Origin of the sequence: Scytonema sp. PCC 10023 (genome assembly GCF_963920835.1) — a bacterium.
In the GTDB taxonomy this organism is placed as follows: domain Bacteria; phylum Cyanobacteriota; class Cyanobacteriia; order Cyanobacteriales; family Nostocaceae; genus Kalymmatonema.
Genome location: NZ_CAWUDP010000044.1, coordinates 38,512 through 52,395 on the forward strand (window position 1 = coordinate 38,512; position 13,884 = coordinate 52,395).

At 44.3% G+C, this 13,884-nt stretch carries 10 protein-coding genes; 8 read left to right on the forward strand and 2 right to left on the reverse strand.

Annotated features, from left to right (window positions below):
- Window positions 1–51 precede the first annotated feature (51 nt).
- Together ACM0OZ_RS24915 and ACM0OZ_RS24920 are read right to left on the reverse strand one after the other, a co-directional pair.
- Window positions 52–1,002 carry a LysR family transcriptional regulator gene (locus ACM0OZ_RS24915; RefSeq protein WP_414585511.1) on the reverse strand — a complete coding sequence of 317 codons (951 nt, stop codon included), beginning with the start codon at window positions 1,000–1,002 and terminating at the stop codon, window positions 52–54.
- A 107-nt stretch (window positions 1,003–1,109) separates the two neighbouring features.
- Window positions 1,110–2,324 carry a HEAT repeat domain-containing protein gene (locus tag ACM0OZ_RS24920; RefSeq protein WP_414585548.1) on the reverse strand — a complete coding sequence of 405 codons (1,215 nt, stop codon included), beginning with the start codon at window positions 2,322–2,324 and terminating at the stop codon, window positions 1,110–1,112.
- A 368-nt stretch (window positions 2,325–2,692) separates the two neighbouring features.
- Here ACM0OZ_RS24920 and ACM0OZ_RS24925 point away from each other — a divergent pair, with 368 nt between their 5' ends.
- From ACM0OZ_RS24925 to ACM0OZ_RS24960, 8 genes are all read left to right on the forward strand, one after another.
- Window positions 2,693–4,429 (forward strand): ferredoxin--nitrite reductase, encoded by a 1,737-nt coding sequence (locus tag ACM0OZ_RS24925; RefSeq protein ID WP_414585512.1) that lies wholly within the window; start codon window positions 2,693–2,695, stop codon window positions 4,427–4,429.
- A gap of 175 nt (window positions 4,430–4,604) precedes the next feature.
- Window positions 4,605–6,107 carry a NarK family nitrate/nitrite MFS transporter gene (locus ACM0OZ_RS24930; protein WP_414585513.1) on the forward strand — a complete coding sequence of 501 codons (1,503 nt, stop codon included), beginning with the start codon at window positions 4,605–4,607 and terminating at the stop codon, window positions 6,105–6,107.
- 494 nt (window positions 6,108–6,601) lie between these two features.
- Complete coding sequence (locus ACM0OZ_RS24935; RefSeq protein WP_414585514.1) at window positions 6,602–8,869, forward strand: molybdopterin oxidoreductase family protein; 2,268 nt, start codon at window positions 6,602–6,604, stop codon at window positions 8,867–8,869.
- Between the two features lie 709 nt (window positions 8,870–9,578).
- Window positions 9,579–10,034 carry a phosphate-starvation-inducible PsiE family protein gene (locus ACM0OZ_RS24940; protein ID WP_414585549.1) on the forward strand — a complete coding sequence of 152 codons (456 nt, stop codon included), beginning with the start codon at window positions 9,579–9,581 and terminating at the stop codon, window positions 10,032–10,034.
- Window positions 10,035–10,050: 16 nt separating this feature from the next.
- A complete protein-coding gene (locus tag ACM0OZ_RS24945) occupies window positions 10,051–10,500 on the forward strand; it encodes a nitrate reductase associated protein (protein ID WP_414585515.1) in 450 nt (149 codons plus the stop codon).
- Between the two features lie 206 nt (window positions 10,501–10,706).
- On the forward strand, window positions 10,707–11,306 hold the full coding sequence (locus ACM0OZ_RS24950) for a DJ-1/PfpI family protein (RefSeq protein ID WP_414585516.1): 600 nt from the start codon (window positions 10,707–10,709) through the stop codon (window positions 11,304–11,306).
- A 105-nt stretch (window positions 11,307–11,411) separates the two neighbouring features.
- A complete protein-coding gene (locus ACM0OZ_RS24955; RefSeq protein ID WP_414585517.1) occupies window positions 11,412–12,191 on the forward strand; it encodes a glucose 1-dehydrogenase in 780 nt (259 codons plus the stop codon).
- A gap of 265 nt (window positions 12,192–12,456) precedes the next feature.
- Window positions 12,457–13,866 carry a PrsW family glutamic-type intramembrane protease gene (locus tag ACM0OZ_RS24960; protein ID WP_414585518.1) on the forward strand — a complete coding sequence of 470 codons (1,410 nt, stop codon included), beginning with the start codon at window positions 12,457–12,459 and terminating at the stop codon, window positions 13,864–13,866.
- Window positions 13,867–13,884 lie beyond the last annotated feature (18 nt).

A 13,884-nucleotide genomic window follows, 5' to 3' on the forward strand; every position in this document is an offset into this window, starting at 1 on the left:
TTATAATTTTTAACAAATGAGAAATGACAAATGACTAATAACTAACAACTGCTAACAAGCCGATGATGCAACAGAGTCAAATAGTGGTGGTACATTGTCCTTAACCAAGTGCCAAAAGTGCTTAATTGGAGGAATTTGAAGTCGGTCTTGAGTCGTGACCATAACCACCTGTCGAGTCAAACTAGAATTGTCGGGTAAAGAACTATGACTGTTACTAGCTAAAGGACGAACTGCAAGGCTGGGGTCAATACGTGCTTCGACTAATGCGGAATACGGCAGCATGGCTACGAGTTCTCCTTGGCGCACGACTCCCCGGAAAGCATCCAGGGTATTAACTTCTAAAGCAGCTTGTAGTGTGGCTTCTAAGCGATCAAATTTATCTTGTACCAGGCGTTGCATCCCATAACCATCCTTAAACACTACTTGCGGATAACGAATCAGTTCCGACCAAGGGATGCGTTCATATTGCGCTAGCGGGTGATTGTTCGCCACTAAAACTTCTATCGGTTCATCATACAGTACTTCTACCACCATTTCTTTTCCAGCGGTTAAGAAGCGATTATTCATGACTATTGCCAGATCTACGAGTCCATCTTTGAGGACTTTTAAGGCGCGATCGCTACCTAATGAGGTCACGCGCAATTGTATCTCTGGATAATTATGACAAAATTTTTGCAAAACTGGTGGCAGATAATAAGCACATAACGAGTGAATTGCTGCTACACAAAGTTCTGGCTGTTTTCCTGCCAAGAGATCAGCTATTTCCTGCGTGGCGCTGTGCCACTCTTGGCAAATTTTTCGGGCGCGAGGTAGCAAGCGTTCACCTGCCAATGTCAACTTTGCCTGACTTGTTCTGTGGAATAATTCCAACCCCAAATCTTCTTCCATTGCCTGAATTTGGCGACTGATAGTCGATTGGGTTACACCACATTTTCTTGCTGCCCCCTGAAAGCTGCCAGTTTCTGCGATCGCCAGAAAGGCTTGCAACTGCTCTAATCGCATGTTGATGTAGCCTGAATTACACTTATGGTTTCATTAAGTTAACTTAGTTTCCGGCGTAAATTAGTACTGCTTGTTACAGCTCAATGTTTGCCAAGAAATTTTTTTACTCACTTGATTGGGTTTGCTGGATCTAGTTTCTTGATTGCAGCGCTGGCGTGTAGTCTAACTTGAACATCCTTATCTGTTAACATCTCGGTTAATGCACTCATTGCCTGCATTTTCCCTAACTGCCCTAAAGATAAGGCGATCGCACTTTTGATGCTAGGAATCTCAACTCCTGGATGCTTGTGTTGCAACATTCCCAGCAAAATTTCTGCGGCTTTGTCGGTTAAAGAACCACTGACTCGCCCCAAAACGGTAACAATTTCCTGCCATACAACGGCTGTTTGTAGTTGATCAAGTGCTGTTTGTAGATACTCTAACCCGGATAGTGTCCCCACCCAACTTAAAGCGCGGATAGTTTCTAGTTGCAGCTTTCTCGGTGTATTTGGCGATATCAAAACCTGAAATAATGCCTGTGCCGCTGCGTCACAACCCATTCTAGAAAGGGCGACTGCTGCGGCACAACAAACGTCTTGGTCAATGTCATAAAGCCTCGGTTGCAATTTCCCCACCAAATCGAATGTTTCGCGTAACTCAGGGCGAAAACCTAAACCAAGCACTGCTTCCCGCCTCACTGGGGCGGCGACATCGTTCAAAGCATTAAGAAGCACTGTTTGCACGCGCTGATCGTGAAAGCTGCTGAGTGCTTCAATCGCCACAACACGCACAGCTACTTGTGGATCTTGCACGACGCTCAACAAAGGTGTGATAGTTTCTTTTTGTCGGATGAAGGAAAGCATTTGAGTTGCTAACAACCGTGTTTCTTCCTCTGCTAAAAGTTCCGTTAAGGGGGCGATCGCAACAGCGCCCATTTGCCCTAAAGCAGTGGCTGCTATTTCCTTGAGTTCCTGACTTTCATTGGTTTTCAGTAATTCCACCAAAGGTGCTATTGCATCTGGATTTTTCAAATCCCCCAAAATTCTTGCTGCATAAGCGCGCAGTTCTTCATCTGCGTCATCTTTTAAAATATCTATCAATGGGGGGATGGCAATACTTCCTAGGCTAATTATCACCTTAGCAATCTCCCAGCGTTGCTGAAAATCGCCTGTTTCTAAAACCGAGAGTGCTAATTCCAGCAGATGTTCTTGATTTTTAACTACCTCTGGATGTTCTAAGTGCTTTGCCAGAGTCAACTGTTGCAAGCATTGAATCAGCGATGACCAGTTAGACGCATTGTATGCTGCTTGCGCCTGCACCAAAAGCTGGTTGATGTTATCCACAATCTGCAAATTTCCAAATAGGCATACCAAATTGATTTTACTTGGCACTTGAGTTCGTAGATATTATGCAAAAAATGCATCAAATCGATACATTTTGAACAATATATATAATTTTTCGTAACAAAATATACGAATTGAATAGCTTTGTAACAGTAAGGTATGTGTATCGGAGCAATTACACAATCTGCATCTAAACGGTGTAGAGGCAAATTGTTTCTAGCAAGTATGTAAACACCATAAAATACACTTTCTTCCACTATAAACCTCATAAACCTATAAAAGCGGGATGTTATGAGGTGACAAGTTGATGTTGAGCAACGACCACCAGAAGTTTTCTAGAACTAGCAATTTGCAATTGAGTTTAACTCATGACAGAAGCAGCAACTACCACCACACCCAGCTTAAACAAGTTTGAGAAATTCAAGGCAGAAAAAGATGGACTTGCCATCAAGGCAGAAATAGAAAAATTTGCCTCTCTTGGCTGGGAGGCGATGGATGAAACTGACCGGGATCATCGGCTGAAGTGGATGGGCGTGTTTTTTCGCCCAGTCACTCCCGGCAAGTTTATGATACGGTTGCGGATGCCTAATGGTATTCTCAGTTGCGAGCAAATGCGTGTACTCGCTGAAGTGATTCAGCGTTACGGTGATGACGGTAGCGCTGACATTACAACCAGACAGAATATCCAACTACGGGGTATCCGAATTGAGGATTTACCAAATATCTTTGATAAATTTCGTGCAGTTGGCTTAACCAGTGTGCAGTCAGGGATGGATAACGTCCGCAATATTACAGGTGATCCACTCGCTGGGTTGGATGCGGATGAATTGTTCGACACGCGAGAGTTGGTGCAACAAATTCAAGACATGATCACCAACCAAGGTGAAGGCAACCCTGAGTTTAGTAACCTGCCACGGAAGTTTAACATTGCGATTACTGGTGGACGCGATAATTCCGTTCACGCCGAAATTAATGATTTGGCTTTCGTTCCCGCCTTTAGGGAAGTAGGGAAAGTAGGGGGAGAAATTTCTCCCTCATCCTCCTCATCCCCCTCATCTCCACGCCAGTCGCCTCAACGGGGGGAACCCCCGCACGGTGAGCCAGCGCTGCAGGAGGGTCTCCCTCCGCAGGCGACTGCGTTCACCGAAGGTGTGCCGAAGGCATACCCGAAGGGCGCTGGCTCCTCATCCCCAATATTTGGCTTCAATGTCCTCGTCGGGGGCTTTTTCTCTGCCAAGCGTTGTGACGCGGCTATTCCCCTGAATGCTTGGGTTCCTCCAGAGGATGTCGTCGCTTTGTGTAGAGCTGTTTTGGAAGTTTTTCGCGATCGCGGCTTACGCGCCAATCGGCAAAAAGCCCGCCTCATGTGGTTAATTGACGAATGGGGTCTTGAAAAGTTCCGTGCAGAAGTTGAAAAGCAGCTAGGTAAGTCATTGATCAGCGCAGCAGCGCATGATGAAATCGACTGGGAAAAACGCGACCACATTGGGGTATACAAACAAAAGCAACCAGGCTTGAACTACGTAGGACTGCACGTTCCTGTAGGGCGGTTGTATGCCGAGGATATGTTTGAAATAGCCCGTTTGGCAGAAGTTTACGGCAGCGGTGAAATCCGGATGACGGTTGAACAAAACTTTGTGATCCCCAACATTCCTGATTCACGTTTGGAAGTATTTTTAACAGAAGATTTACTGAATAGGTTTACAATAAACCCCAAACCGCTGACGCGATCGCTCGTTTCTTGTACAGGCGCACAATTTTGTAACTTTGCTCTCATTGAAACCAAAAACCGCGCTTTGGCAATGATTAAAGCATTGGAAGCGGAGTTAGAACTGACTCGTCCTGTGCGAATTCATTGGACTGGTTGCCCGAACTCCTGCGGACAACCGCAAGTAGCAGATATCGGCTTGATGGGCACCAAAGCTCGCAAAAATGGTAAAGCCGTGGATGGAGTTGACATTTATATGGGCGGCAAAGTTGGCAAGGAGGCACAACTGGGAAGTTGTGTTACCAAAGGCGTTCCCTGCGAGGACTTGCAGCCAGTGTTGCGCGAGCTGCTGATTGAACACTTTGGCGCACGCTTGCCAGAACCAGCCACAGTATAAAAAAATTCAAAATTCAAAATTCAAAATTCAAAATGGTGAAGCTGAATGCTTTCAAGCATCCTACTAGCTGCTAGCTTTATGCATCACAGCTTAGTGCCATTCGTTTAGGGCAATTGCAACCATTGCCCCTAGATTTCTCTATGCAATTTTTCTGTTGTGTACTTGGGAAAGTTCAATGCTCAAAGGCTTATTGTCATTCAACGGTCGCTATCGCATCCTGCATCTCTCTTGGTTAGCCTTCTTTCTCACGTTTGTTTGTTGGTTTAACTTTGCTCCTTTTGCAACAACCATTGGCAAGCAGCTTCATCTAGCGCCAGAGCAAGTTAAAACTTTGGGCATCTGCAACCTAGCCCTGACAATTCCGGCGCGAATCATCATCGGTATGCTTCTGGATCGTTTTGGTCCGAGGATTACCTACTCAATGCTGCTGATGTTTGCTGCTGTTCCCTGTTTTGCAACGGCGCTGTCACAGAATTTTAACCATCTCGTAATCAGCCGCCTGCTAATGGGCATTGTGGGCGCTGGATTTGTGGTGGGTATTCGGCTCGTGTCGGAATGGTTCCCCCCAAAGGAGATTGGAATTGCCCAAGGTATTTATGGTGGTTGGGGTAACTTTGGTGCTTTTGGGGCAGAGTTTACGCTACCTCTGATTGCAGTTGCTGCTAGCTTTATGAGTGGTGGCGCTTCTAACTGGCGGTTTGCGATCGCCCTCACCGGGATCATCTCTGCTATCTACGGTGTGATTTATTTGAATAGCGTCCAAGACACACCTCCTGGCAAAGCTTACAAAAGACCTAAAAAAAATGGTGCCCTGGAAGTAACCAGCGTCAAAAGTTTCTGGGCAATGATTATCTCGAATTTTGGTTTGATTTTTGCCTTGGGTTTATTAGCTTGGCGCTTGGCTCAAAAGAACATTCACTTTTTAAATCAGAGCCAAATGTATCTGGTTTGGGTACTGTTGGCAGGATTATTTGCTTACCAAACATACAAAGCTTGGCAGGTTAACAAAGAACTTCTTATTGGCAAGAAAACTTACGCTCCCTCTGAACGTTATCAGTTTAGTCAAGTCGCTTTACTCGAATTCACTTACATAACTAACTTTGGTTCTGAACTTGCTGTCGTTTCGATGTTGCCTGCGTTTTTTGAAAAAACTTTTGGTTTAGAACACGTGGTAGCTGGTATGATTGCCGCCACTTATCCCTTCTTGAATTTAATTTCTCGTCCCAGCGGTGGTTTAATTTCTGATAAATTTGGCTCTCGCAAATGGACAATGACAATTATCAGTGCTGGCATTGGTGTGAGCTATTTGACGGCACATTATATTAACGGCAGTTGGGCGCTTCCAGTGGCAATTGTAGTTACTATGGTTGCCGCTTACTTTGCTCAAGCTGGCTGTGGTGCAACTTACGGTATTGTACCTTTGATTAAAAAGGAAGCTACTGGACAAATTGCCGGAAATGTGGGAGCTTACGGTAACTTTGGAGGCGTTGTTTATCTGACAATTTTCAGCTTAACCGATGCGCCAACACTCTTTACCACAATGGGTGTAGCTGCTCTAATCTGCGCTTTTATGTGTGCCTTCTTCCTCAAAGAACCAAAGGGTTCCTTTGCTGCTGCTTATGAAGGTGAATCGCCAGAAGTCGCACCTCAAAATACTGGCATCTTAGCTAAGGAATAAGACAAAAAAAATTAATGCCTTAACCTGCATTTTTTGAACAAATTCTTTACATAACCCTGGTTGAAGAGACTTTTAAACCGCAGATAAAAGCAGATAAAAGCAGATAAATCATCTGTGTCCATCTGTGCCCATCTGTGGTTTAAATTTCTCAAAAATAGATTTTTTAAGAAATTTCGTGAATGGCAGAATTTGCGTCATGAAAATCTATTTAATAAGCCAAAAAAAGAACAAAATGTATCTGTAATAACATTTTCTTTTTATCAAATCATATTTAATTAAGTAGAAATACTTCCGCAAACGGTTACTGAGAATAAGTAAACCAGATGAAGTAAAGCTTGCTCACTAAAATTTCAGGTTTTATCAATCAAAATTCGATAATTGTGTCCTTGCTGTCAACTGAATAGAAAAGGTTTGAAAACAGAGCAATTTGATGAAATTGCTCTTCTACAAACTAAACATTTAAACAATTTATAAACATACATGGTGCTATTACCATGACAGAATTTACCAAAACCCTCTGTCCATACTGTGGTGTTGGCTGTGGACTGGAAGTTTCTCCACCAGCACAACATGGCAAAGCAACTCATCGAGATAGCCAAGGAAATCCAATTTGGCGGGTGCGAGGCGATAAAGCGCACCCTTCAAGTCAGGGTATGGTTTGCGTTAAAGGCGCGACGATCGCAGAGTCGTTAGACAAAAACAGACTGCATTACCCAATGGTACGAGACTCTTTGGATCAGGAGTTTCGGCGCGTCAGTTGGGATGAAGCTTTTGATATCATCACCAAGCGCATTCAAACCGTGCGCTTCACCACTGGACCAGAAGCTATATGTATGTATGGTTCCGGTCAGTTTCAAACCGAGGACTACTACACAGCTCAGAAACTCCTTAAAGGGTGTCTGGGAAGCAATAATTTTGATGCCAACTCGCGCTTATGCATGTCGAGTGCTGTGGCTGGCTACATTCAAAGTTTTGGTTCGGATGGTCCCCCATGCTGTTATGAAGACTTGGAGTTAACCGACTGTGCGTTTTTAATTGGTACCAACACAGCGGAATGTCACCCGATTGTTTTCAACAGGCTCGAAAAATACCACAAAAAGAACCGCAAAGTCAAAATGATTGTGGTTGATCCCCGGCGCACACCGACCGCAGAAGCCGCTGATCTACATTTAGCCATTCGTCCTGGTACAGATATCGACCTGTTAAACGGTATCGCTCACTTGTTGATGCGCTGGGGCTACATTGAGGCTGGGTTCATCGATGACTGCACCAGCAACTTTCCCGCCTATGCTGAGGTGATTCGCCACTATTCCCCAGAAGTGGTAGCTCATCAATGTGGGATCAGCATTGAAGATTTAGAAACAGCAGCCAAATACTGGGGTCAATCTGGGCGGGTGCTGTCTTTGTGGTCAATGGGTGTAAATCAATCTTCAGAAGGTACCGCTAAGGTCAGAACTATCATTAACCTGCACCTGATGACTGGGCAGATTGGCAAACCAGGAGCAGGACCTTTCTCGCTTACAGGTCAGCCAAACGCAATGGGAGGACGGGAAGCCGGAGGTTTGGCGCACTTGTTACCTGGTTATCGGGTCGTGAAAAATCCCCAGCACCGCGCAGAAGTTGAGGCTTTTTGGGGGCTGAAGCCAGGGCAAATTTCACCCAATCCTGGTCTGACAGCTTGGGATATGATTACTGGGTTAGAAAATGGCACTGTAGGGTTATTATGGGTTGCTGCAACGAATCCTGCTGTAAGTATGCCGGATTTGGAGCGGACTAAGAAGGCTTTGTTGCGATCGCCCTTTACAATCTACCAAGACGCCTACTACCCCACAGAAACCGCTGCTTACGCTCATGTTCTGCTACCAGCTGCCCAATGGAGTGAGAAAACTGGCGTGATGACAAATTCGGAACGAATGGTCACGCTGTGTCCAGCATTCCGCCAACCTCCAGGAGAAGCGAAAGCAGATTGGGAAATTTTTGCAGAAGTTGGACGTAGGCTAGGTTTTGTGGACAAGTTCGCCTTTACCAACTCTGCTGAAGTTTACGCTGAGTTTGTCCAACTGACTGGCGATCGCCCTTGCAATATGACCGGGATCAGTCACCAGCAATTACAGGCGCAAGGTCCCACACAATGGCCCCACCCGAAAGAGGACACGGAAACGGGGGGACACGGGGATGCGGGGACAGAAGATAATTCTTTTTTCCCTCACTCTCTCCCTCCCTCCCTCTCTCCCTCCTCTTCAGCGAAGCGACTCTACACCAACCTCCGTTTCCACACCCCAGATGGACGTGCGCGGTTTGCAGCATATCACTCGCGGGGATTGGCAGAACCACCAGACCCGAATTATCCCTTTGTCTTGACAACTGGGCGACTTTACGGACATTGGCACACTCAAACACGCACTGGTCGAATAGAAAAAACTCGTTCCTTACATCCTGAACCGTTTATTGAGATTCATCCTCGTGATGCTGCACAGTTAGGTATTACAGAAAATCACTTGGTGGAAGTGCGATCGCGCCGGGGAAAAGCTAAATTTCCAGCGAAAGTCACAAGAGCGATCGCACCTGGTACGGTGTTTGTCCCTATGCATTGGGGCGCACTGTGGGCAGACAATGCCGAAGCCAATGCCCTAACTCATCCAGAATCTTGCCCCGACTCACTGCAACCAGAGTTAAAAGCTTGTGCGGTACAGCTAGTGCCAATTACTGTTGATATTGAGTTGCGTAACCAAGTGTCATTGACTACTGGATCTGTTAACTGATAGATATCACATTATTACTACCTTTGGTAATAATACAATCTGTGGAGTTACCAGTTAAAAAACAGGGCGGCTCGAATAGGAGAGTGTATAGTCTTCAGTTGCGGCAGCCGTTCTGTATTCACTTACATCTTGTACCTAAAAGTTTGAATGTTATTTAACTATTAAGTATTAAGCCTGAAGTGCCTGATTTCCGACAAAAACAACGTAATAAAATGTATATTTCTTTCGACCCTTTATAGCGAATCGTGGTTTATACGGATAGGTGCAAGGTATCAATCAATTAATCAATATTATACTATGCATTGAAAGAATTATTATCAACTGTCACCCTGATAATGTTAAGCTGCTAGACATACAGTATTTTTGGAAGAAGAATTAGTCAATAGTTAAGTAGGTCGGTACAAATAAAGTTAACTCGTTAAAGCAGTCCTTAGTCATTAGTCATTGGTCATTAGTAAGGGTTTTAGAGGGTTTTACATTTCTTAACATAGTTCGGTTTATTTCTACCTATCTACTTAATAGTGTTTCTAATTCTTGACTATTCTTTCTTGATTGTCTCTTAGCTTTAGCTATGCAAAAGAAAAAAGTGCCCTTTAAACAGAAAGGGCAAATCGACAAAACATCCTTTTTCCATCCTATAGATTTATCTATGGGGTTTTTCTTTTTTCTTTTTGCTGTTGACTTTTTAATTCATAGGGGAGTGCAGCACATGAGGAAACTACTCAAGCAAGTTAAAGAAAGCCTCAAAGATGAAAGCTTCATGCACCTTATTGAAAACATAGAGGTGATCGTTTCCAAAGTTTTATCTTTGTTGATGGTACTGGTTATTTTTACAACAATTGCGGATTTAGCGGTTTTTCTGCTTAAAGAATTATTTGACACACCTTACGGTAAGTTTAATACAACATTATATAAAATTTTTGGTTTATTTTTGAATATTTTAATTGCTTTAGAAATTTTAGAAAATATCACTGGTTATCTCAAAAAACACGTTTTGCAAGTTGAATTAGTTATTGTTACATCCCTCATTGCTGTTGCTAGAAAAATTATCATTCTTGATTTAGGAAAAGTATCAGGTATTGATATAATAGGGTTAGGTGTTGCCATCCTTGCCTTATCAATCAGTTATTTAATAATTCGCATTAGCAATAAACAAAATTATTAAATCTCAACAAAAAAATATGCCTGATTTCTTTGAATTTGAAGCAGATTTTGTTGATTCTCTGCGTTGTATTCCCATGCAGGTACGCTGTAAACTTGATACCTGTGGCATTAAGTTAAAGTTATCTGATTGGAGCCATCTGACAAAAGCTGATCGTGAAGCTTTGGTTGAATTACCTTGCTCTACAGAAACCGAAATTCAAGCTTACAGAGAATATCTCCAAAACCTGATTCTACAACGTACTGGTACATCGGCTGCCGAATTGCCAATTGAACCGCATCCCGCGTGGTTGGATACTAACATACCAATAAACCTTCAAGAAAAAGCTAAAGAATTTGGTGTGACGCTTTCGCCTCAACAGTGGGCAGAATTAACTCCCCTACAACGTTTTGCCCTGATTAAACTCAGCCGTCCTAGTCATGAAAATCAAAATTTTCCCAAAGCTTTGAAGGAATTTCATTTGCTTTAAGTTGGATAAACAAGATCCCCGACTTCTTTAAGAAGTCGGGGATCTGAAGAACCCTCAAAAGACAATGAGTTTTAACCAGATTTAACAGGTTTTAGCTAAGGGGTCATTTTTTTTACTGGCTTAAGTCAGTGCCATTCCACTCTACAATAAATTAGTATTGACAAATAACTAATGACGAATTACTAAAGACAGAGGATATCAAAGCAATGGCAGCTAAAAAAATTTTGATGCTTGTTGGGGACTATGTAGAAGACTACGAAGTGATGGTTCCCTTCCAAGCTTTGCAAATGGTCGGACATACCGTTCATGCAGTTTGTCCGGACAAAAAAGCTGGAGAAAAAGTTAGAACTGCTGTCCACGATTTTGAAGGTGACCAAACTTATAGTGAAAAACCCGGTCACAACTTCGCTCTCAATGCCTCTTTTGCTGAGGTACAAGCCGAAACCTATGATGCCTTGGTCATTCCTGGAGGACGCGCACCTGAATATATCCGCCTCAATAAGCAGGTGCTAGAAATTACCCGCCACTTTGCCCAAGCAAACAAGCCTATTGCTGCTATTTGCCACGGCTTGCAATTGTTGGCTGCAGCTGATGTGCTGCAAGGGAAGAACTGTACAGCTTACCCTGCTTGCGGTCCCGATGTGTGGCGTGCTGGTGGTACTTATGTGGATGTTCCAGCTGATGAGGTTGTCGTTGATGGTAATTTAGTAACAGCACCAGCTTGGCCTGCTCATCCCCGTTGGTTGGCAGAATTCCTCAAGGTACTTGGTACTAAAATTGAGCATCTAGAACTGGCTGCTGTTTAGGGGTGTGGTCAACAGGGAATTGAACACGGCGCTCGCTCAGTTATAGTGCAATAAACACTTTCTCCAAACTGATCTTGGAGCAACCTTATGAAAGGTATTTGAAGCATGAATTTAGGACTGAGTGGAAAAGTTGCTATCGTCACAGGTGGTAGTTCCGGGATTGGTCGAGCGACCGCAGTTGCGTTTGCTCAAGCGGGGGCAAAGGTTGTTGTAGCAGCGCGGCGTACTCAAGAGGGGGAAGAAACCGTTCGTCTCGCCAAAGATGCAGGTGGTGAAGCTCTATTTGTGCAAACTGACGTGACAAAAGCTGGGGATGTGGAAGCACTAGTCGCGAAAACGCTAGAAGCATTTGGTCGATTAGATTGTGCCTTTAATAATGCTGGCATTGGAAAATTTATTCCGCTTACTGAACGTTCAGAGGAGGAATGGGATGCTGAGACAAATGTTAACCTGAAAGCGGTCTGGCTGTGTCTGAAGTATCAAATTCCGGCGATGCTCGAAACTGGAACTGGTGCGATCTGCGCGGAGCGCAGCAGCAAAGCTATCGTCAACATGGCGTCTATAGGAGGTGCTGTTATCGGTACATCTGATTTCTCTGCCTACGAAGCCGCTAAAGCAGGAGTTATTGGGTTAACGCGCTCGGCAGCGATAGAATATGCAGGACAGGGAATTCGGATCAATGCTGTCAGTCCAGGGGTGATTGCAACGGATATCCTATCCAATGTTCCAGAAGATAGGCTTCAACAAGTGAGTAACGCAATTCCACTTAAAAGAATCGGGGAAGCAGCAGAAGTCGCAAATGCAGTTATTTGGTTATGTTCTGATGCTGCGTCCTATATCACAGGGCACAAGTTAGTCATTGATGGCGGTTTTACTGTCCAGTAGAAAGCAGCATAATTCTTCTAAAAAAGGGAAAGTCAGGCAAATAGGCTTTTGATGGTGGCAGAGAATTTACAGATAGTGCTGGCTGTTAACGGTTAACTGTCAACAGTCATACTGACCAAGACTATGTTTATTTTGATTTTTTTAATTTCTCATTGATAAGCAGTGACTGAAGCTATAGTGGATTTAGCAATTTTGCTGTTGTGGCTTGGGTTAAGTCCTACTGCCAATTCCTACAATAAATAGTTTAGAAACACCCTGTAACTCGATGACAGGCAAAAACGCAAGACAGAATGCAATCCTGCGGCAAGTGTCTGGTATGGGAGCGTCTTTTGGATCGGAAACTCGCTACTCGCTGCTTTCGAGTCAAGAGGTAGTCATTGGACGTGATCCCAGTTCCCAAGTTGTATTAGATGCCATGTTGTACCGCATGGTATCTCGTCGTCATGCGGCGCTTCGTCCTCTTGCTTCATCCCCAGATGCACAACCTAGCTGGATAATCTGTGATTTGAATAGTGCCAATGGCACGTACCTGAACGGACAACGGTTGCAGGGTTGTCAGCAATTGATCAACGGAGATCGCATTACTCTAGGTCATGATGGTCCAGAATTCGTTTTTGAGTATGAACTCAAAGAACAACAAGCCACTGCGATCGCTCCAGCAGCAGCGACACCGCTTCCTCCAGCAAATAGTTACCCAACAGCGACCTCAACGTTTTACCAACCTCCTCCAAACCCCCCAAAGCCAGCAGACTCCATCAGCTTCACCCAACTGTTTCCGATTATTTCTACTGGCAAAGATTTAACTCGTAAAGCTTACCTGATACCCGGAATTCTTACAGTTGTCTTCGTGGTACTGATGTTTGCCACGGTAGGTCAACCAAGCGCAAATCAAGTCATAGTCGCGATTTATATAGCTTCCGCTGCTTACTACTTTATTTACCAGTTGTGTGGTAAACCAAAGCCTTGGTGGGTGCTGCTTGCTTCGGCGTTAACAACGACAGTGGTTTTGCTCACTCCCGTGTTAGATTTGTTTATCTTTGTGTTTCGCGGTCTCTTACCTGGTAACTTGCCCTCAGAACAAGAGTCCATCACTTTCACAGAGTTGCTGGTGCGGATGCTTTTCGGCGCTGGCTTGATGGAGGAATTACTCAAGGCAATACCTGTACTAGCAGCATTTCTCATTGCTAGACGACTACCATCGCCGTGGCGGGAACGTATCGGTGTTGCTGAACCTCTTGATGGTATTCTCCTGGGAACGGCTTCTGCTGTGGGTTTTACCTTGTTGGAAACTCTCGGACAATATGTACCTAATATTACTCAAGCTGTTTCAGCCCAGTTCGGCACAGGGGCTGGTGATCTAGCAGGTTTGCAACTGGTAATTGCTCGAACTTTAGGCTCCGTTGCCGGGCATATGGCTTATAGTGGTTATTTTGGGTATTTTATTGGGTTAGCTGTACTCAAGCCCAGCAAATGTTTACAAATTCTGCCAGTTGGTTATCTAACAGCCTCTGGGCTGCACGCTTTGTGGAATGCAACAGGAGTTATCAACGGTTTGCTGTTGGTGGTTGTTGGAGTATTGTCTTACGCCTTTTTGATGGCAGCTATTCTCAAAGCTAGGGCGCTTTCACCAACGCGATCGCAAAATTTCGCTACCCGTTTTCTTGGGCCTAAATAAAGCAGTGCGAGGAGATGA